The organism is Plantactinospora siamensis (genome assembly GCF_042434095.1).
Classification (GTDB): domain Bacteria; phylum Actinomycetota; class Actinomycetes; order Mycobacteriales; family Micromonosporaceae; genus KBS50.
The window spans coordinates 542,579-564,890 of sequence record NZ_JBHLUE010000004.1; the positions used below are offsets into that span (position 1 = coordinate 542,579).

The 22,312-nt window shown below is 74.9% G+C and carries 20 protein-coding genes; 7 read left to right on the top strand and 13 right to left on the bottom strand.

Annotated elements, in window-relative coordinates:
- Positions 1-34: 34 nt before the first annotated feature.
- The 7 genes from ligA to ACFFHU_RS07400 form a co-directional block, all read right to left on the bottom strand.
- Positions 35-2,164 carry an NAD-dependent DNA ligase LigA gene (gene ligA / locus ACFFHU_RS07370; protein ID WP_377336924.1) on the bottom strand — a complete coding sequence of 710 codons (2,130 nt, stop codon included), beginning with the start codon at positions 2,162-2,164 and terminating at the stop codon, positions 35-37.
- A gap of 257 nt (positions 2,165-2,421) precedes the next feature.
- Entirely contained in the window at positions 2,422-2,817 is a 396-nt protein-coding gene (locus ACFFHU_RS07375) for a VOC family protein (RefSeq protein ID WP_377336925.1), read from the bottom strand.
- A 35-nt stretch (positions 2,818-2,852) separates the two neighbouring features.
- The gene (locus tag ACFFHU_RS07380; protein WP_377336926.1) at positions 2,853-3,857 is read right to left on the bottom strand and encodes a uroporphyrinogen decarboxylase/cobalamine-independent methonine synthase family protein; all 1,005 of its coding nucleotides are present in this window, start codon (positions 3,855-3,857) and stop codon (positions 2,853-2,855) included.
- A 15-nt stretch (positions 3,858-3,872) separates the two neighbouring features.
- Positions 3,873-4,943 (bottom strand): tRNA 2-thiouridine(34) synthase MnmA, encoded by a 1,071-nt coding sequence (mnmA, locus tag ACFFHU_RS07385; RefSeq protein ID WP_377336927.1) that lies wholly within the window; start codon positions 4,941-4,943, stop codon positions 3,873-3,875.
- Between the two features lie 57 nt (positions 4,944-5,000).
- Complete coding sequence (locus ACFFHU_RS07390; protein WP_377336928.1) at positions 5,001-6,179, bottom strand: cysteine desulfurase family protein; 1,179 nt, start codon at positions 6,177-6,179, stop codon at positions 5,001-5,003.
- 167 nt (positions 6,180-6,346) lie between these two features.
- Positions 6,347-7,015, bottom strand: a complete 669-nt coding sequence (locus ACFFHU_RS07395; RefSeq protein WP_377336929.1) for a class F sortase — start codon at positions 7,013-7,015, stop codon at positions 6,347-6,349.
- Positions 7,012-7,848 carry a DUF4397 domain-containing protein gene (locus ACFFHU_RS07400; RefSeq protein WP_377336930.1) on the bottom strand — a complete coding sequence of 279 codons (837 nt, stop codon included), beginning with the start codon at positions 7,846-7,848 and terminating at the stop codon, positions 7,012-7,014. The genes ACFFHU_RS07395 and ACFFHU_RS07400 overlap by 4 nt, the downstream gene beginning before the upstream one ends.
- Before the next feature lie 223 nt (positions 7,849-8,071).
- Between ACFFHU_RS07400 and ACFFHU_RS07405 the strand changes: the two genes are divergently transcribed.
- Together ACFFHU_RS07405 and ACFFHU_RS07410 are read left to right on the top strand one after the other, a co-directional pair.
- Positions 8,072-8,677 (top strand): RNA polymerase sigma factor, encoded by a 606-nt coding sequence (locus ACFFHU_RS07405; protein ID WP_377336932.1) that lies wholly within the window; start codon positions 8,072-8,074, stop codon positions 8,675-8,677.
- The gene (locus ACFFHU_RS07410; protein ID WP_377336933.1) at positions 8,631-9,599 is read left to right on the top strand and encodes an anti-sigma factor domain-containing protein; all 969 of its coding nucleotides are present in this window, start codon (positions 8,631-8,633) and stop codon (positions 9,597-9,599) included. The genes ACFFHU_RS07405 and ACFFHU_RS07410 overlap by 47 nt, the downstream gene beginning before the upstream one ends.
- A 227-nt stretch (positions 9,600-9,826) precedes the next feature.
- Here the strand turns inward: ACFFHU_RS07410 and ACFFHU_RS07415 are convergent, their stop codons facing one another.
- From ACFFHU_RS07415 to ACFFHU_RS07430, 4 genes are all read right to left on the bottom strand, one after another.
- Positions 9,827-10,786 (bottom strand): electron transfer flavoprotein subunit alpha/FixB family protein, encoded by a 960-nt coding sequence (locus ACFFHU_RS07415; protein ID WP_377336934.1) that lies wholly within the window; start codon positions 10,784-10,786, stop codon positions 9,827-9,829.
- A gap of 12 nt (positions 10,787-10,798) precedes the next feature.
- Positions 10,799-11,578: an electron transfer flavoprotein subunit beta/FixA family protein gene (locus ACFFHU_RS07420; protein ID WP_377336935.1), complete on the bottom strand. Its 780-nt coding sequence runs from the start codon at positions 11,576-11,578 to the stop codon at positions 10,799-10,801.
- Between the two features lie 340 nt (positions 11,579-11,918).
- Positions 11,919-12,299 carry a hypothetical protein gene (locus tag ACFFHU_RS07425; protein ID WP_377336936.1) on the bottom strand — a complete coding sequence of 127 codons (381 nt, stop codon included), beginning with the start codon at positions 12,297-12,299 and terminating at the stop codon, positions 11,919-11,921.
- Positions 12,300-12,331: 32 nt separating this feature from the next.
- On the bottom strand, positions 12,332-13,135 hold the full coding sequence (locus ACFFHU_RS07430) for a GNAT family N-acetyltransferase (protein ID WP_377336937.1): 804 nt from the start codon (positions 13,133-13,135) through the stop codon (positions 12,332-12,334).
- A 42-nt stretch (positions 13,136-13,177) separates the two neighbouring features.
- Here ACFFHU_RS07430 and ACFFHU_RS07435 point away from each other — a divergent pair, with 42 nt between their 5' ends.
- The 4 genes from ACFFHU_RS07435 (at position 13,178) to ACFFHU_RS07450 (ending at position 18,281) form a co-directional block, all read left to right on the top strand.
- Positions 13,178-13,570 carry a YidH family protein gene (locus ACFFHU_RS07435; protein WP_377336938.1) on the top strand — a complete coding sequence of 131 codons (393 nt, stop codon included), beginning with the start codon at positions 13,178-13,180 and terminating at the stop codon, positions 13,568-13,570.
- A 66-nt stretch (positions 13,571-13,636) separates the two neighbouring features.
- Positions 13,637-14,065, top strand: coding sequence for a DUF202 domain-containing protein (locus ACFFHU_RS07440; RefSeq protein ID WP_377336939.1), 429 nt, complete (start codon positions 13,637-13,639; stop codon positions 14,063-14,065).
- A 4-nt stretch (positions 14,066-14,069) separates the two neighbouring features.
- Positions 14,070-14,663, top strand: a complete 594-nt coding sequence (locus tag ACFFHU_RS07445; RefSeq protein WP_377336940.1) for a PLD nuclease N-terminal domain-containing protein — start codon at positions 14,070-14,072, stop codon at positions 14,661-14,663.
- A 117-nt stretch (positions 14,664-14,780) separates the two neighbouring features.
- The gene (locus tag ACFFHU_RS07450; protein WP_377336941.1) at positions 14,781-18,281 is read left to right on the top strand and encodes an AfsR/SARP family transcriptional regulator; all 3,501 of its coding nucleotides are present in this window, start codon (positions 14,781-14,783) and stop codon (positions 18,279-18,281) included.
- Here the strand turns inward: ACFFHU_RS07450 and ACFFHU_RS07455 are convergent.
- Both ACFFHU_RS07455 and ACFFHU_RS07460 read right to left on the bottom strand, forming a co-directional pair.
- A complete protein-coding gene (locus tag ACFFHU_RS07455; RefSeq protein ID WP_377336942.1) occupies positions 18,265-19,074 on the bottom strand; it encodes an ABC transporter permease in 810 nt (269 codons plus the stop codon). The two genes, ACFFHU_RS07450 and ACFFHU_RS07455, sit on opposite strands and share 17 nt — an antisense overlap.
- Complete coding sequence (locus ACFFHU_RS07460; RefSeq protein WP_377336943.1) at positions 19,071-20,150, bottom strand: ATP-binding cassette domain-containing protein; 1,080 nt, start codon at positions 20,148-20,150, stop codon at positions 19,071-19,073. Before ACFFHU_RS07460 ends, ACFFHU_RS07455 begins: the two co-directional genes overlap by 4 nt.
- 213 nt (positions 20,151-20,363) lie before the next feature.
- Here ACFFHU_RS07460 and ACFFHU_RS07465 point away from each other — a divergent pair, with 213 nt between their 5' ends.
- A complete protein-coding gene (locus tag ACFFHU_RS07465) occupies positions 20,364-22,280 on the top strand; it encodes a hypothetical protein (RefSeq protein ID WP_377336944.1) in 1,917 nt (638 codons plus the stop codon).
- Positions 22,281-22,312: the final 32 nt, after the last annotated feature.

The following is a 22,312-nucleotide window of genomic DNA, read 5'->3' on the forward strand; positions in this document are numbered from 1 at the left end:
AAGATCCGACACGCCACGGACGGCCCGCCGAGGGTCAGGCCGGTTCGTCGGTACGTGCCACCCGCAGCGCCGCCTCGGTGCCCTCGGTGAGCAGGACGGTGAAACCCTCCTCGTCCAGCACGGGCCGCTTCAGCGAGATCGCCTTGTCGGCCTTGCTGCCCGGGTTCTCCCCCACGACGACGAAGTCGGTCTTCTTGGACACCGAGCCGCTGACCTTGCCGCCCCGGCTCTGCACCGCCTCGGCCGCCTCGTCCCGGGAGTAGCCGGACAGCGTGCCGGTGACCACCACGGTCACCCCGTCCAGGGGCCGAGGTCCCTCGTCCAGCCGCTCCTCCGCCATCCGTACGCCCGCGGCCGCCCACTTTTCCACCACGTCCTGGTGCCAGTCGACGGCGAACCACTCCCGCAGGCTGACCGCGATGGTCGGGCCGACCCCCTCGACCGAGGACAACTCCTCCTCGCCGGCCGCCCTGATCTGGTCGATCGAGCCGAAGTGCCGGGCCAGCGCCTGCGCCGCGGTGGGGCCCACGTGCCGGATGGAGAGCGCCACGAGCACCCGCCACAGCGGCCGGGTCTTCGCCTCGTCGAGGTTGTCCAGCAGCTTCACCGCGTTGGTGCCGAGGCTGCCGTCCTTGTTGACGAAGAACGGCACCCGGGCGAGCTTGTCGGCGTCCAGGAAGAACAGGTCGCCCTCGTCGGTGATGGCCCCCGCCTCGAGCAGCGCGCTGCCGGACTTGTAGCCGAGCACCTCGATGTCGAGCGCGCCCCGGCCGGCCAGGTGGAACAGCCGCTCGCGGAGCTGGGCCGGACAGGTCCGGGCGTTCGGGCAGCGGATGTCGACGTCGCCCTCCTTGGCCGGCGCCAGCGGCGAACCGCAGGCGGGGCACGTGGTCGGCATCCGGAACGCCCGTGCGTCGGCCGGACGCAGGTCGACCACCGGGCCGAGCACCTCGGGAATCACGTCGCCGGCCTTGCGCACCACCACCGTGTCCCCGATCAGCACGCCCTTGCGCTCGACCTCCCGGGCGTTGTGCAGGGTGGCCAGCGCCACGGTCGAACCGGCCACCTTGACCGGCGCGAGCACGGCGAACGGGGTGACCCGCCCGGTGCGCCCGACGTTGACGTCGATGTCGAGCAGCTTGGTGGTCACCTCCTCCGGCGGGTATTTGTAGGCCATGGCCCAGCGCGGCGCCCGGCTGGTCGAGCCGAGCCGGCCCTGGATGGCCACCGGGTCGACCTTGACCACCACCCCGTCGATCTCGTGCTCGACGTCGTGCCGGTGCTCGGCGTAGTAGGCGATGTAGTCCTTGACCCCGTCGAGGTCGGGCACCACCCGCCAGCGGTCGCTGGTGGGCAGTCCCCAGGCCCGGAGCGTGGCGTACGCCGTCGACTGGGCGGTGGGCCGGAAGCCGCGCCGGGCGCCGATGCCGTGCACGACCATCCGCAGCGGCCGGCTCGCGGTGATCCGCGGGTCCTTCTGGCGCAGGCTGCCGGCGGCCGCGTTGCGGGGGTTGGCGAACGGCGCCCTGCCCTGCTCCACCAGGCTGGCGTTGAGATCCGCGAAGCCGGCCACCGGGAAATAGATCTCGCCGCGCACCTCGAGCAGCTCCGGCACGTCGTCACCGGTCAGCCGCTCGGGGACGTCCCGGATGGTGCGCACGTTGGGCGTCACGTCCTCGCCGGTGCGCCCGTCGCCGCGGGTGGCCGCCCGCACCAGCCGACCCCGCTCGTAGGTCAGGTTGATGGCCAGCCCGTCGACCTTCAGCTCGCACAGGTAGCTGAAGCCGCCGCCGGCGTCCCGCTCGACCCGCTCGGCCCAGGCGGCCAGCTCGGTGAGGTCGAAGACGTTGTCCAGCGACATCATCCGCTCGGCGTGCGTGACCGGGGTGAACTGGGTGGAGAAGGTCCCGCCGACCCGCTGGCTGGGCGAGTCGGGCGTGACCAGGGAGGGATATTGCTCCTCCAGCGCCTCGAGTTCGCGCAGCATGGTGTCGAACTCGGCGTCGGTGACGGTCGGCGCGTCCAGCACGTAGTAGCGGTATTGGTGGTCGGTCAGCTCGGCGCTCAGCGTGGCGTGCCGCTCCCGCGCCGCGGGCGGCGGCTCGGCGCCGGCCGCGGCCTCCTGCTCGGCGCTGACCTGCCGCGGGATGGCTTCCTCGGACACCGCTACCTACCTCCTGACCGGGCTGCCTGACCAGCGGCGGAACGCACGGGCGATCGCACCAGGGCACGGTATCCCGCCGGTACGACTTTCCCGCACCCGTCCCGCAGGCTTCCCGCCCGGCGCCGGCACCGGACCGGCCGGCAGCCCCGGACCGGAAGCCGGCACCGGACCGGCCGCCTACGCCGGACCGGAAGCCGGCACCGGACCGGCCGCCGACGCCGGACCGCAAGGCGATGCCGAGCGCCAGACCCCGCGGGTCAGGAGCCGCCGGGCCCGGGCGGGCTGTCCCAGCAGAGGCAGAACGGATGGCCGGCCGGGTCCGCGTACACCCGGAAGCCGTCACCCTGGCCCGGCAGGCGGGTGGCGCCCAGCTTGAGCACCCGCTGCTCGGCCTCGTCGATGTCGCCGACCGTCACATCCAGATGGAACTGCTGCGGCCACTGCGGGTCGGGCCAGCGCGGCGCCCGCAGGTTGAGCGCGCGCTGGAACGCCAGCCGGGGCATCGCGCCCGGCGGGCCGCCCAGCACCACCCAATCGCTCGGCTCGTCGTCCGGGTCGAAGGTCACCGGCAGGCCGAGCAGCTCGGCGTAGAACTCGGCGAGGGCACGCGGATCCGGGCAGTCGATCACCACGGTGCGGAGCTTTCCGATCATCCGGCCATCCTGCCCGCGGGGTCCGACAGGAAAACCTACGTTTCGGCCAACCGGCGAGCGGCGTCCCGGCAGGCGGTCAGCGCCGCGCGGGCGTACTCGGGATCGGCGCCGGCCAGGCCGCAGGCCGGGGTCACCACGACCTGCTCGACCAGCCTGGCCCGGGGGAAGCCGAGCTGGTCCCAGAGCCGGCCTACCCGCTCGGCCACGCTCGCCGAGGTCGGCCGCTGACCGGGCGCGGTCGGAGTGGCCGGCACCGCGCCGGCCAGCAGGCCGAGGCCCGCGTCGATCGCCTCGCCCAGCGGGTCGAGCCGGCGTACCAGGGTCAGGTCCAGCGCCACGGCCGCGGCGCCCGCGGCCCGCACCAGCTCCAGCGGCACGTCCGGGGCGCAGCAGTGCACCGCGACCGGCGCCGCGGCGGCCTCGACGACCCGGCGCAGCGACTCGGTGGCCGGCGCGGTCTCGACCGGGCGGTACGTGCCGAACCCGCTCTCGGTCGGCACCCGGCCGGCCAGCACGGCCGGCATCGACGGCTCGTCCAGTTGCAGCAGCACGGTGGCGCCCGGCAGCCGGCGCCGGACGTCGGCCACGTGCAGCCGTACCCCCTCGGCCAGCGACCCGGTGAGGTCGCGGACCGCGCCGGCGTCGCGGAGCATGCGCGGGCCGGTCGGCAGGTCGATCCCGGCTGCCAGGGTTAGCGGGCCGGCCACCTGGATCTTGAAGGTGCCGGTGAACCCCTCGGCCTGCTCGGTCATCTGGTCGAGGTCCCGTTCCAGCAGGTCCCGGGCCCGTCGCAGATCGCGGCCGGGGCGGGCGGCGACCCGCCAGCGGGCCGCGTACAGCTCGACCGGCAGGTCCACCAGCAGGGCGGCGGTGCGGCCGATCAGGTCGGCGCCGGGGCCGCGGGCCGGTAGCTCGGGCAGGTGCGGCAGGGCCGGCAGCTCGCCCAGGACGATCCGCTGCGCCTCCGCGATGTCGACGCCGGGCAGCGAGCCGACCCCGGTCGCCGCTCCGGCCGGCCACGGCCACGCCTGGGTTTCCACGGATGACAGCCTAGATCAGCTGATGGTGGCCGAGCCGAGCACCACGTCGCCGGCCGGGTCCGGCCGGTAGGCCACGATGGCCTGCCCGGCCGCCACGCCGCGCACCGGCTCGTGCAGCTCGGCGTGCAGGCCGGCGCCGTCGCAGCGGACCGTGGCCGGGACCACCGAGCCGTGCGCCCGCAGCTGCACCCGACACTCGATCGGGCCGGTCGGCGCCGGCGCGCCGGTCCAGACCGGGCGGGTCGCGGACACCGCCGACACGGCCAGCGCCTCGGCCGGACCGACCGTCACGGTGTTGGTCTTCGGCGTGATCGACAGCACGTACCGGGGGCGACCGTCCGGCGCGGGCTCCCGCAGCGCCAGGCCGCGCCGCTGGCCCACCGTGTACGAGTACGCGCCGCCGTGCGCGCCCACCACCGCGCCGGTGCGCGCGTCGACGATGTCGCCGGGCGCCTCGCCGAGCCGCTCCGCCAGGAAGCGCCGGGTGTCGCCGTCGGCGATGAAGCAGATGTCGTGCGAGTCGGGCTTGTCGGCCACCGCCAGCCCCCGCGCGGCCGCCTCGGCGCGCACCTGGGCCTTGGTGGAGTCGCCCAGCGGGAAGATCGACCGGTCGAGCTGCCCGCGGTCGAGCACGGCCAGCACGTAGGACTGGTCCTTGCCGAGGTCGACGCTGCGCCGCAGCAGCCCGTCGGCGCCGAGCCGGGCGTGGTGGCCGGTCACCACGGCGTCGAAGCCGAGCGCCACGGCCCGGTCGAGCACGGCCGCAAACTTGATCTTCTCGTTGCACCGCAGGCAGGGATTGGGGGTACGCCCGGCCGCGTACTCGGCCACGAAGTCGTCCACCACGTCCTCGTGGAACCTGTCCGCGAAATCCCAGACGTAGAACGGGATGCCGAGCACGTCGGCCGCCCGCCGGGCGTCCCGGGAGTCCTCCAGGGTGCAGCAGCCGCGCGCGCCCGTGCGGTAGGTCTGCGGGTTGCGGGCCAGCGCCAGGTGCACCCCGGTCACGTCGTGGCCGGCGTCGACCGCCCGGGCGGCCGCCACCGCCGAATCCACGCCCCCGGACATGGCCGCCAGGACCCGCACGCAAACCCCTCCCTCACCTCGCCCTACGAGCGTAGCCCGCCCCGGAACCGGGCCGGGTTACGGGCGGGTGGCGCGGATCACGCCGGCGCGGCGGGCCCGCTCCACGGCCCCGGGCAGCGCCGCCGCGAGCGCCCGTACCTCGTCCTCGGTCGAGGTGTGCCCCAGCGCGAACCGCAGCGACGAGCGGGCGCGATCGTCGTCGGCGCCCATCGCGAGCAGCACGTGCGACGGCTGGGCCACCCCCGCCGAGCAGGCCGACCCGGTGGAGCAGGCGATGCCCTGGGCATCCAGCAACAGCAGCAGCGCGTCGCCCTCGCAGCCGGGGAAGCTGAAGTGCGCGTTGCCCGGGAGCCGGTCGTCCGGGTCCCCGTTGTAGACCGCGTCCGGCACCGCGGCGCGGACCTGCCGCACCAGGTCGTCGCGCAGGGCGCGCAGCCGGGCCGCGTACTCCTGCTGGCGCTTGACCCCGGTCTCGACCGCGACCGCGAACGCGACCACGCCCGCGGTGTCCAGGGTGCCCGACCGGACGTCCCGCTCCTGGCCGCCACCGTGCAGAAGCGGCGTGCAGGGCACGTCCCGGCCGAGCAGCAGGGCGCCCACCCCGACCGGCCCACCCAGCTTGTGCCCGGTCAGCGTGAGCGCCGCGACCCCGCTCGCGGCGAAGTCCACCGGGATCTGACCGATCGCCTGCACGGCGTCGGTGTGCAGCGGCACGCCGGCGCGGGCGGCCACGGCGGCCAGCTCGGCCACCGGCTGCACGGTGCCCACCTCGTTGTTCGCCCACATGGTGCTCACCACGGCGATCTCGTCCGGGTACGCCGCGCAGAGCCGGTCCAGCTCCGCCGGGTCGAGCCGGCCGGCCGGGTCCACCGGCAGCAGGTCCACCTCGGCGCCCTCGTGGGCGCGCAGCCAGTGCACCGCATCCAGCACCGCGTGGTGCTCCACCGCGCTGACCACCACGCGCCGGCGGGCCGGTTGGGCGTCCCGCCGGGCCCAGTAGATGCCCTTGACGGCCAGGTTGTCGCTCTCCGTGCCGCCGCCCGTGAAGATCACCTCGGACGGCCGGGCGCCGAGCGCGGCCGCCACCCGTTCCCGGGACTCCTCCACCCGGCGGCGGGCGGTCCGGCCGGCGGCGTGCAGCGAGGAGGCGTTACCGACCTCGCGGGCGGTGGCGACGTACGCCTGCAACGCCTCGTCGAGCATCGGCGTGGTCGCCGCGTGATCCAGGTAAGCCATCGCCTGACAGCCTAGCTCCGATCGCCGGACCCGGATCCGGCCCCCGGTCCGTGTTTCGGGCGGACCGGCCCGGCCCCCGCCCCGTCGATCACGCGGTGACTGCCGCGCCCCGCCCGCGAGGCGGGCGGCACCGTCATGGTCGACGCGAGCGGGGGCACGGGTCCGCCTCAGCTGGGGGTGGCGGTGACGACGATGTTGTCCCGGTAGTGCCGGGTCGCCGCGTCGAACGGGCCACCGCAGGTGATCAGGGTCAGCCGCGGCGCACCGTCCCGGGCGAAGTACCGATTCAGCGGGATCTTCGTCTTGGCGTACTCCTCGCGGGCCACCACGGTGTAGTCCCGCTGCCGGCCGTCCGAGCCGGTGACCGTCAGCCGGTCCCCCCTGGTCAGCTCGCGGAGCCGGTAGAACGCCCCCCTGCCCTGCGTGGCGCTGTCGACGTGGCCGGCGATCACCACGGAACCCGCGGTCGCCTCCAGCCCCGGCCCGTAGCGGTACCAGCCGACCCGGTCGACGCTCGGCGGCACCTCGAACTCGCCGGAGCGCTGGTTCACCCCCACCGGGCTGACGGTGGCGGCCAGCCCCAGCTTGCCGATCGCCAGCCGGGTGGGCGGCACGGTCGTGTCCCGCGGCAGGGCGCCGGCGGCCACCGGCACCCCCGACGCCGACGGATCGGATCCCGAGCCGGTGGCCGGGGCCGCTGGACTGGCCAGCCGCTCCGCCTCGCCGGCGCCGACGTTGCCGGCCGGCTGCGCACCGCAGGCCACCAGCCCCGCGACGGTGAGCGCGGCCGCGCCGGCGGCCAGCGCCGCCAGCGCGCCGCGATCGCGTACGGTCATCGCCCGGTGGTCGCCAGCCGCCGGCCGGCCAGCCGAGCGCCGCCACCCACCAGCAGCAGCAGGCCGGCGCCGGCCAGCGCCCAGGCCCAGGTCGGCGTCCCGGTCCCGGCCATGCCGCCGTCGCCGCTGGGCACCCCGCCCGGGGTCGAGTGCAGGCCGCCGATGGTCTGCGCCACGACGGTCAGCGACTTGTCCTTGGCCGAGCCGATCGCGTACACGATGGTGTCGGTGCCCTCGTTGAGCATCAGGTCCTTCGGGCCGATCACCACGTTGTCGGTGCCGGCCAGCACCACGTCGGCGGAGACCTTGCCCATGTCGAGCACGGCCTTGGCCTCCTTGGGGTTGGTGAGGCCCTTGAAGACCGGCTTGCCGCCGGCCCGTACGTCGACGGCCGGAGCGGCCGCGGTGTGCCGGACGATCAGCCGGGCCTTGCCGGGGGCGAGCCGGCCGACGTCGTTGACGAACGGGGTGATCTTCGGCTTACCGGCGGCGTCCAGGTGCGCCACGATGCTGATGTTCGCGCCGCCCGGCACCCTGGCGTTGTCCGCCTTGAGGATGGCCTTGGACACCGGGTCACCCGGCTTGGTCAGCGCGATGTCATAGCTGCCGGCCGGCAGGCTGAGCGGTCCGGCCACGGTGCCCGGCTTGAAGTCGTCGAGCGTCTTCTTGCCGTTGACGTACACGTCGACCGGGGTGTTCGGGATGCCGTGCACCACGGACACCTTGGCCGACGCGGCGAACGCCGGGGTGGCGCCGACGGCGCCGATCCCGACGAACGCCAGGGCCGCCACTGCCGCTCCGGCGGCGACCCGGCGCAGGGACCGAAGATCCATCTCTCCTCCTGACGGTGGTGCCGGTCGGGACCCGACCGGCGTGCAGTCGGGTTACGGCCGCGCCGGCCGGGCCGGATGCGCGGCGCGGATCTTTTTTTTCGGTGCATCCGGGCAGCCCGGCCGGGCCGAATGGTGGAGTGATGGGCGCTTCAGCGGCGGCAGTGGGGCGGCGGTGCGGGTGGCGGCTACAGTCAGGCATGGCCGAGGAAAGGTGGCGTGGCCGGTGACCGAGGCTCCACCGCAATCCGCTCCGCCTCCCGACGACGACCTGCCCCGGCGGTTCCTGGCCGGCGAGGAGTCGGCGCTGCGGGAGCTCTACGACCGGTACGGCCGGGCGGTCCTGCACCTGGCGACCAGCAGCCTGGCCAACCGGGCCGACGCCGAGGACGTCACCCAGGCGACGTTCGTGGCCGCCTGGCTGGCCCGGGAGAGCTTCGACGCCACCCGCGGCTCGCTGCTGGGCTGGTTGTTGGGGATCGGCCGGCGGAAGGTGATCGACCGGCTGCGGGCGGCCTCCCGGGAGGACCGGATCGTGAACGCGGTCGGCCGGCTGCCCGAGCCGGCCGCCACCGGCGGAGATCCGGACCGGGTGGTCGACCGGCTGGTCGTGGCCGACGAGCTCGCGACGCTCCCCGACGAGCAGCGACGGATGCTCGAGCTGGCCTTCTATGACGACCTGACGCACCAACAGATAGCGGCGGTCACCGGTGTTCCGCTGGGCACGGTGAAGAGCCACATCCGCCGGGGAATGGCGAGCCTGCGACGCAGATGGGAGGTGGACGGTGCAGCATCCGGAGCACGAGCGGCTGGTCTTTCTGGCGCTCGGTGAGATCGAGCCGGACGAGGCGGACACCGGACACCTCGCCGCATGCGCGCGGTGCCGGTCCGAATACGAGTCGCTGCGCGAGGTGGCCGGGCTCGGGGCGGAGACCCAGGATCTGGGCCGGCTGCCGGCGCCGCCCGAGCACATCTGGGAGGGCATCCGGCTGGCGGTCGCCGCGGCGGAGGGGCAGTCCACCGGCGCGGCCGTGGCCGGCGAGCGGGCCGGGACGCTCCCCCACGCCGCCGGACCGGCTGCGGTGGAGACGCTCCCCGGAGAAGCCGGATCGGGTGCGGCGGGGACGCTGCCGGGCGACTCCGGACCGGGTGCGGCGGGGACGCTCCCCGGTGGCGCCGGATCGGGCGTACCGGCCGGGGCGCGTCCCGCCGGCCCGCGGGCCGGGGGATCCGGCGTACCGGCGGGGTCGCGCCCGTCCACCGCGCGGCCGGCGCGGTCGGGACCGTCGGCGCCGCGGCGTTCGCGCCGGTGGCCCCGATGGGCCGGCACGGCCGTGACGGCCGCCGCGGCCGTCGCGGTGGGCGTGGTCGGCACCCTGGTCGCGGTTCGCGGCCCCGGCGCGGCCCGACCCACGCCGCAGCCCGCCGTCGTGGCCAGCGCGCAGTTGGCCGCGTACGGCCGGACGCCGCCGGCGGCCAGCGGAACCGCCCTGGTTGGTAAGGATGGCCGGCTGCGGCTGCGGGTGGAGAACCTGCCGGCCGTGCCGGGGTACTACGAGGTCTGGCTGATCGACCCGAAGACGCTGCGGATGTTCTCCATCGGCACGGTGGACGACAACTCGGAGGCGCTCCTGCCGTTGCCCACCAACGTGGACCTGCGGACATACCGGCTGGTGGACGTCTCGGCCGAGGCGTACGACAACAAGCCGGCGCACTCCGGCGACAGCCTGTTGCGCGGCACCCTCAACGGCTGAGCGGTGGGCCCGGCGTCAGCTCCCCGGCCCACCGCTCAGCTCCCCGGCCCACCGCTCAGCTCCCCGCCCCACCGTCCCCGCCCCAGCCGGGCGCGGCCCGACACGGGCCGGCCCGGCGCGGCCCGGCGCGGGGCGGCCCGGCGGCCCGGCGCGGCCCGGGGCGTTAAGAAGGGCCCCTTCCTATGCAAAAAGCGATAAGAAGGGGCCCTTCCTTTCAGTCGACCGAGCTATTTGCGCTTGCGGATCTCGTCGGCGGCCTGGGGGACGATCTTGAACAGGTCGCCCACCACGCCGAAGTCGGCCAGCTCGAAGATCGGCGCCTCGCCGTCCTTGTTGACCGCCACAATGGTCTTCGAGGTCTGCATGCCGGCCCGGTGCTGGATCGCGCCGGAGATGCCCAGCGCCACGTACAGCTGCGGCGACACGGTCTTGCCGGTCTGACCCACCTGGAACTGGTGCGGGTAGAAGCCGGAGTCGACGGCCGCCCGGGACGCGCCGACCGCGCCGCCGAGCAGGTCGGCCAGCTCCTCCACCAGCTTGAAGTTGTCGGCGTTGCCCACGCCCCGGCCGCCGGAGACCACCACGGAGGCCTCGGTCAGCTCCGGGCGGGACCCCTTCTGCTCGGCGACCCGCTCGACCACCTTCGCCAGCTTGTCGGTGTCGGTCACCTGGACGTCGAGCCGCTCCACCGCGGGGGTGGCCGGCGCGGGCGTCGGGTTGATCGAGTTGGGCCGCACGGTGACCAGCGGGAGGCCGCGAGTGACCTTGGACTGCACGATCGTGGAGCCGGCGAACGCCACCTGGGTGGCGGTGCCGTCGGCGGCCAGGCCGACCACGTCGGTGAGGATGCCGTTGTCCAGCTTCACCGCGAGGCGGGCGGCGATCTCCTTGCCCTCCTGGCTGGAGGCCAGCAGCACCGCGGCCGGCTGCACCCGGCGGACCAGGTCGGCCAGCACGGTTGCCTTCGGCGCCACCAGGTAGCCGTCGATCTCCTCGCTCTCGGCGGCGTAGATCTTCTCCGCGCCGTACTCGCCGAGCTTGCCACCGAGCGTCTCGGCCGCCCCCGGTCCGCCGAGCACCACGGCGGCCGGCGTGCCCAGCTCGCGGGCCAGGGTGAGCTGCTCCAGCGTGACCTTCTTGACGCCGAATTCCTTGGTGGCCTCGACCACCACGAGTACCTCAGCCATGTCCTCCACCCCTCAGACGAACTTCTCGGCGGCGAGGAACTCGACCAGCGCGGCCCCGCCGGAGCCCTCGTCGGTCACCTTCTGGCCACCGGAGCGCGGCGGACGCTTGCTGTGCTCGACCACCGTGCTGGTGGCGCCGGCCAGCCCGACCTCGTCGGCCGGAACGCCGAGATCCGCCAGCGACAGCGTCTCCACCGGCTTCTTCTTGGCCGCCATGATCCCCTTGAAGGAGGGGTAGCGGGGCTCGTTGATGGTGTCCCAGACCGAGACGACGGCGGGGGTGCTGGCCGTGACGACCTCGTAGCCCTCCTCCGTCTGCCGCTCGACGGTCAGCGTGCCGCCGTCCACGGTGAGCTTGCGGGCGCCGGTCAGCGCCGCCACGCCCAGCCGCTCGGCCAGCATGTGCGGCAGGACCTGCACCCGGCCGTCGGTCGACTCGGCGCCGCAGATCACCAGGTCGGCGCCCAGCCGGCCGAGCGCCGCGGCGAGCACCTTCGAGGTGGCCGGCGCGCAGGAGCCGTGCAGCGCGTCGTCCAGGATGTGCACGGCCTTGTCCGGACCCATCGACAGCGCCTTGCGGATCGACTCGGTAGCCCGGTCGGGCCCCATGGTCAGCACCGTGACCTCGCCGCCGTTGGCCTCCTTGAGCCGCAACGCCTCCTCGATGGCGTACTCGTCCATCTCGTTGATGACGTTGTTCGCGGATCCGCGGTCGACCGTGTTGTCGTCACTGCGCAGGTTGCGGTCCGCGCCCGAGTCGGGCACCTGCTTGACGAGTACGACGATATTCATCGCGCTTCGACGACCCTCCTGTCGGTGTTGCCCTCGACGCCGCTGCCGGCGCCGCGCCGTCGCCCCCATTCTGGGGCGCGGCCTTCGCTGCGGAAACGCCGGGTCAAAGCCGCCGCGTCGGGCGGCCGGTACGGACCATGTTACCCATTGGTAGCTTGACGCCGGCGGGCCGCCGGCGGTGACCCGGATCACCGCTCGCGGGCGTCCGTCCGGCGGTCGCGACGGACCGGTGGCGCGACGGGCGGGTGGCGCGACCGACCGGTGGGCGCGACCGACCGATGGGCGCCACCGACCGATGGGCGCCACCGATCGGTGGGCGCGACCGATCGGTGGGCGGCGGTCAGCGGTCGGTCGTCACCTGGAGCGCGGCCAGCACCTCGGCCAGCGCCGTCGACTCCGCCTCGCTGGTCCCCGCCGACGCCTCGGCCACCTGGTGCGCGGCCGCCACCACGGTGGCCTGGTAGCGGCTCACCTCGCCGGGCGCCCGCTCGCGCAGCAGCTCGACCGACCGGCGCAGGGCCGGCAGCACCGACTCCTTGACCGCCGCCGGATCCTCCGGCAGCCGCGGCAGCGGGCCGGTGGTCAGGACGTCCCGGATCAGCCCGGAGGAGCCGGCGATCGTGTCGGAGGCCGCGAAGCTCTCCTTGATCATGGCGAACGGTCCCGGATCGGCATTCGACACCAGGAAGACCGCCCCGTACGCGGCGGTCTTCAGGGTCATTCGCTCATCGTCGGTCAGCCCAGCACGCACAGTTACGGAGTGTAGACGTACGGTGTGGTCGTGGTGATCGGTACGAGCCCGAGCCGCTCCAGGATCGGCCGGCTGTCCTCGGACGCGTCGACCTGGAGGAAGTCGTAGCCGCGGGCGGCCGCGAGCCGGGCCCGGTAGGTCACCAGCGCCCGGTAGATGCCCCGCCCACGCCATTGGGCCAGCGTCGAGCCGCCCCAGAGCGAGGCGAACGAGCCGGAAGTCTCGTACCGGAGCCAGCCGGCGCTGACCACCCGACCCGTGCCGGCCTCCTCGGCCAGCACCACCACCAGCCGGTCGGGGGTGACGGTCAGCTCCCGCTCCAGCGCGTCGGCCAGCATGCTCCGGTCGGCGGCCCAGACCTCCGTCTCCAGGTCCGCGATCCGGTCCAGGTCGGCCCGGGCGGACACCTCGCGCAGCCGTACGCCCTCGGGCACCACCGGAAGCGTGGCCGCCAGCGGCGCGACCGGCCCGACCACGACGGTCTCCCGCTCCTCCGGCTCGAAGCCCGCGGCCCGCAGCCGGTCCGGCAGGTCGGCCGGCTGGTCATGGCCGTAGAGCTTCCACTCGACGGGCTCGCCGAGCTCGCGGAAGACGTCCCGCTGCCGCTCGATCAGCTCGCTCAGCGCGTCCCCGGTCAGCCCACCGAGGTCCCGGTAGGACAGAAAGCCGCCCCGGTCCAGGCCGGAGATCCGGACCAGTGGCCCGTCCCGCTCGACTGTCACCCCCGGCGGTACGGGGTCCGGAACGAAGGGCCGCAGCTGGTTGTCGTAGGCCTGCAACAACGTGGTGGGGTCAAGATCCGTCACGGTTACCAGGCTAACCAGCCGGCAAGCGGATAATCAGCCTCCGTGTGGCGGACGATCAGGCAGTGGTTCGACCCGCGCGAGGTGCGCGAGATTGGCAGCACCCCCGACTACCGGTTCTCGCTGGCCAACGAGCGGACGTTCCTGGCCTGGCTGCGCACCGGGCTGGCGCTGATCGCCGGCGGACTCGCCGTGGCGCAGTTCCTGCCCCAACTGCCGGTGCGGCACCTGCGGGAGGCGCTGGCCGTGGGGCTGCTGCTGCTGGGCGCCCTGGTGGCCGTCCGCGCGGTCGATCACTGGGCGCGTACCGAACGGGCCATCCGGCTGGGCGAGGAGCTGCCGGCGTCCCGCTTCCCCGCCGTACTCGCGCTGGTCGTCGGGGTGGGCGCCCTCCTGCTGATGGCGGCCGTGCTGGCCGGCGCGGTGCGCGGCCGGTGACCGGGCCGGGGCCCCGGACGGAGCGGGGCCGGTGACCGCGCCGGGGCCCCGGACGGAGCGGGGCCGGTGACCGCGCCCGCCGGGGCCGGCGGCGCCGGTGGCGGTGGTGGCGGCGGTGGCGGCGGTGGCGGTGGCGGTGGCGGTGGTGATGGTGGCGGTGGCCTGCAGCCCGAACGCACCCGGCTGGCCTGGCGGCGTTCCGCACTGGCGCACGCCGTGGTGGCGCTGCTGCTGCTCCGGCTCGGCCTGCGGCATGGGCCGGCCGGGGCCGGGGTGGCCGCGACCGGCCTGGCCGGCTGGGCCCTCGTGGTGATCGTCACCTACCGGCGGATGACGGGTGGCCGGCGCGGCGCCGACCGAGGCCCGGCACGCCCCGGCGGTGCTCGGGAACGGCCCGTACGTCTCTCGGGTCAACCGGGCGGCGCGGCGCTGCCGGTCACGGCCGCCGTGACGGTCGGCTATGCCCTCCTGGGCGTACTCCTTCTGGTCCGCTAGTCGGATGAGCCATCATTGGGCCATGGTCCGGGTGCTCATGCTGCTCTTCCTGGTCGAGCTGGTGCTGACCGGGCTGGCCTTGATCAGCTGCCTGTCGGTCGAGTCGACGCGCGATGTCCGCGCGCTGCCCCGACCGGCCTGGCTGGTGGTCATCCTGCTGCTACCGATCGCCGGCGCGGTGGCCTGGTTCCTCGCCGGCCGCCCGGCCCCGGCTCGCGGACCGGGTGGCAGCCTTCGCCGGGCGGCGGCGCCCGACGACGACCCGGAGTTCCTGCGTTCGCTCGGCGGGCGGGACGGCCGGGAGCGTGACCTGTTCGACCGGTGGGAGTCGGACCTGACCGGCCCCGGCCGGGATCCGGCCGCCGGCGGCGGACTCCCCGGCGGTTCCGCTCCGGGTGCTCCCTCTCCCGGCGGTTCCTCTCCCGGCGGTTCCTCCACCGGCGGTTCCTCCACCGGCGGTTCGTCCGCCGGTGGCGCCTTCCCCGGCGGCCGCGCCGGCGATGGGCCGCCGGACGCCGCGGACGCCGCGGACGGCGCCGCCGGGCGCCCGCCCGGCAACCACCGCGACGCCGACGACGGCCCGCCGCCCCGCCCGTAACCGGCCCCGCGCCCCCAGGGCACGGCCCCCGGCCACCACTCCGTGATCGACGATGTCGACGGGGCTCGGGCGGGCGGGGCGGCCACGGGGTGGGGTCGGGGCGGCAGAATCGAGGGCGTGCAGATCGCGATGCTCGGCCCGCTGGCGGTGGTGGGCGCCGGCGACGTTCCGGTGCCGCTCACCGGGAACCGGCTGCGCCGGCTGCTGATCCTGCTGGCCCTGGACCCGGGACGGGTGGTCGAGACCTCCCGGCTGGTGGCGGGCCTGTGGCCGGCCGATCCGCCGGCCGGAGCGATCAACGCGCTCCAGGCCCTGGTCTCCCGGCTGCGGCGGGCGCTGCCGGACGTACCGGTCGAGTCGCATCCGAACGGCTACCGGCTGGCCGTTCCGGCCGAGGCCGTCGACGTGGTCCGGTTCGAGCGGCTGGCCGCGGCCGGGCGGCGGGCGCTGCCGGCCGATCCGGCCGCGGCCGACGCCCTGCTGACCGAGGCGCTCGACCTGTGGCGCGGGCCGGCCCTGGCCGAGCTGGCCGATTCGGCCGTGGCCGCCGGGCTGCTGGCCAGGGTCGAGGAGGTACGGCTGGGCGCCATCGAGGACCGGGTGGAGGCGCGGCTCGCGCTCGGCGCGGCGGACACGCTGGTGGCCGAGCTGCGCGCGCTGGTGGCGGCGCACCCGCTGCGGGAGCGGCCCGCGGCCCAGCTGATCCGGGCGCTGCGGGCCGGCGGGCGGACCGCGGAGGCGCTGGCCGCGTACGACTCGATCCGCACCGAGCTCGCCGACCGGCTGGGGGTGGACCCCTCCGCCGAACTGGCGGCGCTGCACCTGGACCTGCTGCGTCCCGCGAGGCTCCCGGCGGACCGGTCCGCTGGGCGGCCCGCGGCGCCAGCTTCGACACCTCCCCCGGGCCAAGCCCCGGCACGGGCCACCGAGCAGCCCGCGGCACGGCTGGCCGAGCAGACCCCGGTAGGCGCCAGCGCGCGGTCCCCCGCCCGACCCGCGGAGCAATCCCCGGCGCGGCCCGCCGAACGGTCGCCGGCGGAACAGTCCGCGGACCGGCCCGCCGAGCGGTCGCCGGCGGAACAGTCCGCGGACCGCTCCCCGGAACAGCCGGTGGGCCGCTTTCCGGGACAGCCCTCGGCGACCGGCAGACCGTCGAACCTGCCGGCCGCGCTGACCAGCTTCGTGGGCCGGGAGCGGGACTGTGACCGGGTGACCGGGCTGGTGGCGGCGTCCCGGCTGACCACCCTGACCGGACCCGGCGGCGCGGGCAAGACCCGGCTGGCGGTCGAGTCCGCGCGCCGGCTGCTGGATCGCTCGCCCGCCGGAGTCTGGCTCGTCGAGCTGGCCGCCGTCACCGACCCGGCCGAGGTGCCGCACACCGTACTGTCCGTCCTCGGTCTGCGCGATCAGGCCATGCTGGCCGGGGGCCGGTCCCGGGTGCCAACGGTCGACCCGGTCGACCCGGTCGCCCGGCTGGCCGCCGGCATCGGGGACCGTCGGATGCTGCTGGTGCTGGACAACTGCGAGCACCTGGTCGACGCGGCCGCCCGGCTGGCCGACCGGCTGCTGGCCGCCTGCCCCCAGCTGCGCGTGCTGGCCACCAGCCGGGAACCGCTCGCCATCACCGGCGAGGCGCTCTGCCCGGTGGACTCGCTCACCCTGCCCCCGGCCGGTGCCACGGCCGAGGAGGCGGCGGGCTACCCCGCCGTACGGCTGCTGGCCGACCGCGCGGCGGCGGTGCGGCCGGACTTCGCAGTGCACGAAGGGACGGTGGCCGACGTGGTGCGGATCTGCCGCGCCCTGGACGGCATGCCGCTGGCCATCGAGCTGGCCGCGGCCCGGCTGCGCTCGATGACCCCGGCCCAGGTGGCCGCTCGGCTGGACGACCGGTTCCGGCTGCTCACCGGCGGCAGCCGGGCGGCGCTGCCCCGGCACCAGGCGCTGCGGGCGGTCGTGGACTGGAGCTGGGAGCTGCTGGACGAGCCGGAGCGGGCGCTGCTGCGCCGGCTGTCGGTGTTCGCCGGCGGCGGCACCGCCGAGTCCGTCGAGCGGGTCTGCGCCGACGCGGCGGTGGGCTCGGCCGCCGGGCTGCCCGCGGTGGAGGTCTTCGACCGGCTCACGGCGCTGGTCGACAAGTCGCTGGTGGTGCTGGTGGCCGGGGCGGCGCCGCGGTACCGGCTGCTGGAGACCATCCGCGAGTACGGCCTGGGCCGGCTGGTCGAGGCCGGCGAGGCGGATCGGGTCCGCCGGGCACACGCGGCCGAGTTCCTGACCCTGGCCGAGGCCGCCGACGCGCGCCTGCGCGGGCCGGAGCAGCTGACCTGGCTCGACCGGTTGTCGGCCGAGCACGACAACGCGATCGCGGCGCTGCGCTGGACCATGGCCAGCGACGACTCCGCGTCGGCGGTGCGCTTCCTCTCGGCGCTCGGCTGGTACTGGTGGCTGCGCGGGCACCGCGCGGAGGGCGCCGGCTACGGCCTGCAGGTCCTCACCGACCCGGTGGTCGGGAAGCGGGTGCCGGGACCGACCTTCGCCCGCGCGTACGTCGTGATGGCCATGATGGTGATGGCCGGCGGGCAGGGCGACCTCGCCGACGCGCGCGACTGGTTGCGCCGGGCGGCCGAGGTGGCCGAGCCGCACCGCCGGGCGGATCCGCTGCTGCGGCTGATCGGCCCGATGGCGGCCGCGTTCGAGTCGTTCTTCAGCCGGCCTGATCTGGCGGCCATGGATTCGCTCTTCACCGACGAAGACCCGTGGGTGGCGGCCACCGCCCGGATGTTCCGGGCGTTCTCCGAGCAGAACCTGGGCCTGCCGGACTCCTCGGCCGAGGCGCACATGCGGGCCGCGGCGGCCGGGTACGCGGCCATCGGCGAGCGGTGGGGCGGCGCGTTCAGCCTGGCCGGGCTGGCCGAGCTGCTGTCCCGGCGCGGCGACCACGCCCGGTCCGCCGAGTGCTACGAACGCGCCCTCGCCATGCTGTTCGAGTTGCGGACGAGCGAGGACATCTCCGAGGTGCAGACCCGGCTGGCCCACGAGCTGTGGCACCTGGGCGAGCACTCCCGGGCCCACGAGCTGCTGGCCGAGGCCGGGGCCGCGGCCGATCGACTGGGCTCGGACGAGTGCCGGGCCGCTGTGGCGTACGAGCGGGGCGAGATCCTGCGGGCCAACCAGGACTGGCCGGCGGCCCGGCAGCACCTGGACCGGGCCGTCGGGCTGCTCGGCGAGAAGGGGGTGGCGCCGCAGTGGCGGGCGATGCTCTCATCCTCCCGCGGCGTGGTGGCCGCGGCCGAGGGCGACTCCGACCTGGCCCGGGAGTGCCACGACCGGGCGCTGCGGCTGGCCGCCGCCGTGCACGACGCGCCGGTGATCGGCACCGTGCTGGTCGGGTACGCCGACCTGGCGCTGCGGACCGGCCGCCCCGAGCAGGCGGCCACGCTGCTCGGGGCGGCGGCCGGGGTGCGCGGCGGACCGGACCGGTCACTGCTGGACGGGCCGCGGATCGAGGCGGCCGTCCGGGCCGCGCTGGACCCGGACGACTTCGCCGCGGCCTACGCCCGAGGGCTGCCAACGACGGCCGAGGACGCCGCCGAGCTGGTCGGGGTCAAACTCGACGGCTGAGCGCCCGCAGGGACAGCGGGACGAAGACCACCATGATGCCCAGCGCCCAGAGCAGGGACTGCCCCACCGGGCCGGCCACCGGGCCGCTGACCAGCAGCCCGCGCACCGCGTCGGCCACGATGGTGACCGGGTTGACGCCCACCCAGGACTGCAGCCAACCCGGCATCTTTTGCGTGGGCACGAAGACGTTGCTGGTGAAGGTCAGCGGGAAGAGGAACATGAAGCCGAAGATCTGCACCTTTTCCGGCTCGCTGGCCAGCAGCCCGACCAGCACCGAGATCCACGACGCGGCCAGGGAGAACGCCAGCAGCAGGGCGAACGCGCCGAGCACGCCGAGCGGTCCGGTGCCCACCCGGAAACCGAGGATCATGCCCATGACCAGTAGCAGCGCCATCGACCACGCCTGCTTCACGGTGTCGGCGAGGATCCGCCCGGCCAGCGGCGACCACCGGGCGATCGGCAGCGAGCGCAGCCGGTCGAAGACCCCCTTGGTGAGGTCGGTGTTCAGCCCGAAACCGGTGGTCATCGTGGCGAACAGCGCGGTCTGCACGATGATGCCGGGCAGCATGAACTTGAGATAGTCGCCCGGCGAGCCCGCGATGGCCGTGCCGAAGACGTACGTGAAGAGCAGCACGAACATGATCGGCTGGACGCTCAGGTCGAGCAGCTCCATCGGGTTGTGCCGGATCTGCACGAGGCTGCGCCAGGCCAGGGTGAGCGTGTGCGCCAGCCCGGTGACCGGGCCGACCCGGCGGGCGGCGGTCGGCGGGGCGGGCAGGGTGGCGGCGGTCATGCCGAGGTCCTTTCCGGCCGCGCGGCGCCGCGGCCAGCCAGCCCGGCCGGGTCGTCTTCGCGGCTGTCGTCGTTGTTGGCGCGGTCGTCGTTGTTGGCGCGGTCGTCGTTGTTGGCGCGGTCGTCGTTGTTGTCGTCGGTCTCGCCCTCGGCCCGGTGCCCGGTCAGGGTGAGGAACACCTCGTCGAGGGTGGCGCCGCGCAGCGCCAGCTCGGCCACCCGGACCTCGGCGGCGTCCAGCCGGGCCACCACGGCCGGCAGCACCCGGTCGTCGTTGACCGGCATGGTCACGGCGCCCTGCCCGACCTCCGGCTCGACCCGGCCGACCTCCGTCATGATCGAGACCAGCACCGGCAGGTCGGTGGGATCGGTCGGCCGCACCAGCAGGGCCTGCCCGCCGGTCTTGGCCTTCAGCTCCTCCGGAGTGCCCTGCGCGATCACCCGGCCGTGGTCGACCACGGCGATCTCGTCGGCCAGCTGATCGGCCTCGTCGAGGTACTGCGTGGTGAGCAGCACGGTCATCCCGTCCCGCACCAGCACGCGGACAAAGTCGTACAGCTCGTTGCGGCTGCGCGGGTCGAGCCCGGTGGTGGGCTCGTCCAGGAACAGCAGCCGGGGCCGGCCGACGAGGCTGGCCGCCAGGTCGAGCCGGCGCCGCATGCCGCCGGAGTAGGTCTTGGCGGCCCGGTCCGCGGCGTCGCTCAGCGAGAAGTCGGCCAGCAGCTCCCGCGCCCGGGCCTTGGCGGCCGCCCGCGGCAGCCCGAGCAGCCGGCCGATCAGCAGCAGGTTCTCCGCGCCGGTCAGCGTCTCGTCGACCGACGCGTACTGCCCGGTCAGGCCGATCAGCCCGCGCACCTGGTGGCCCTGCCGGGCCACGTCGTAGCCGCCCACGGTGGCCCGCCCGCCGTCCGGACGGAGCAGCGTGGCCAGCACCCGGACGGCGGTGGTCTTGCCGGCGCCGTTCGGCCCGAGCAGCCCGAAGACCGAGCCGGACCGGACAGCAAGATCCACGCCGGCCAGCGCGGTGGTGGCGCCGAAGCGCTTGATCAGCCCTTCGGCCCGGATGGCATAACTCATGGTGATCTCCTGTCCCCGTGTGGCATGTCACCAGCCTGCCGGCGGGCTGTGACATTTCGCTGACATCCGCCCTACGGCACTGACAACCCGCTGACGGGCCACCCGGTCGTGGACGGCGCGGCGGGGCCGGGTCCGTCGCCTATGATTGGCCGCTGGCCCACGCCGCGGAGCTTGCCGGCCCGCGCCCGCCATCGCCCCCAGAAGGAGCTCACGATGACGGCATCGGAATCCACCACCGTGCACCAACCGGTGGCCGATCCCGATCACAGCGACGGCGGAGACCGCAGATCGGCGGCCGCGACCGCCGAACCGGACACCACGCCCGCCGGCCGCGGCGGCGCCGGCGACCGGGGCGACGGCAGGGTCGACGGTCCCGGCGAGCGGGAGAGCGACGCACCGGCCCGGCCGGCCGTACGGCATCGGCTGGCCGACGCGGCGGCCGTGCTCGGCTACCTCGCGGCCGCGGTCGCGGTCACCGGCCGGTACTGGCTGGATCCCACCGGCCGGATCTCGGCGATGAACGCCCGGGACGTCACCCTGTTCCGCTGGATGCTCGCGCACTCCGCCCGGGCCGTCACCCACCTGGAGAACCCGCTGCTCAGCTCCCGGCTGAGCCTGCCCGGCGGGATCAACGTGATGGCCAACACGTCGATCCTCGGCCTGGGCATCCCGCTCACCCCGGTCACCCTGGCCTGGGGACCGGCGGCGAGCGTGCTGGTCATCATGGTGCTGGCCCTGGCCGGCACCGCCACGGCCTGGTATTTCGTCCTCACCCGCTACCTGACCGACTCCCGGCCGGCCGCCTTCGTCGGGGCCGCGCTGTGCGGCTTCGCCCCCGGGCTGGTCGAGCAGACCGACGGGCACCTGCACTTCGGAGCGGAGTTCCTGGTGCCGCTGATCCTCGCGGCCGCGCTCCGGCTCGGGTACACCGCCCGGCCCGTCCGGGGTGGCGTCGTCCTCGGGCTGCTGATCGCGTACCAGGTCTTCATCGGCGAGGAGGTGCTGTTCCTGGCGGCGCTGGCCTGCGCGGTCTGGGTGGTGGCCTGGGCGGCGTTCCGCCCGCGGGAGGTGGCCCGCCGGTGGCGTCCGTTCGCCCTCGGGGCCGGCACGGCGCTGCTGGTGGCGCTGGTGCTGATCGCCTACCCGCTGTATGTGCAGTTCACCGGGCCGGGCAGCTACAAGCACGTGCCGGGGATCCAGAACTACGGGGCGGATCTGGCCTCCTTCGTGGCGTACTCGCCGCACAGCCTCGGCGGCGATCCGCACGCGCCGCTGCGCCTGGCGCGCAACTGGACCGAGCTGAACACCTTTTTCGGCTGGCCGCTGCTGCTGGCCACGGCCGTCATCGTCGGGTGGCTGCGTCGGCGCCTCGTGGTCCGGCTGGCCGCCGTGGTGCTGGTGGTGCTCGCGGTGCTGTCGCTCGGTCACGAGCTGCTGATCAACGACCGTCACACCGGCATCGCGCTGCCGTGGGCGCTGGTGATGAACGCCCCGCTGTTCGAATCGGTGGTGACGAGCCGGCTGGGTGTCCTGATCGCCGCGGCCATCGGGGTGATCGTCACGATGGCGCTCACCGAGCTGCACCGCCGCAGCGACCTGGCCCGCCCGCTGCGGGTCGCGCTCGCCGTGCTGCTGGCCGGCACCCTGCTGCCGCTGATTCCCCGCCCCCTGGCGGTCACCCGGGCCACCCCGGTGCCCGCGGCCCTCGCCGACGGGCACTGGCGGAGCTACCTCGGCGAGGACGAGGCGCTGCTGCCCGTGCCGCCGGTGCAGAGCGAGGTGGTCCGGGCCATGAGCTGGTCCGCCGACGAGACGCTGGGGTTCAAGGTCACCCACGGCTACATCCTCGGCCCGGATCCGGTCCGCGGCGACGGCTGGGCGCAGTTCCACACCGACCCGGACGCCACCGACGCCCTGCTGCTCAGCGTGGACAAGACCGGCCAGCCGATCCGGGTCACCGACGCGCAACGGGCGCAGGCCCGGGTCGACCTGGCCACCCGGAACGTCGGGCTGCTGACGCTGGTGGCCACCCGCCCGCACGCCGACGCGCTCAAGGCCACCGTCGACGGCCTGATCGGCCGGCCCGGCGTACGGGTTGGCGGCACCTGGCTGTGGGACGTCAACCCTTAGGCCACCCCGGCCTGGCCCTTTGGCCGATGGGG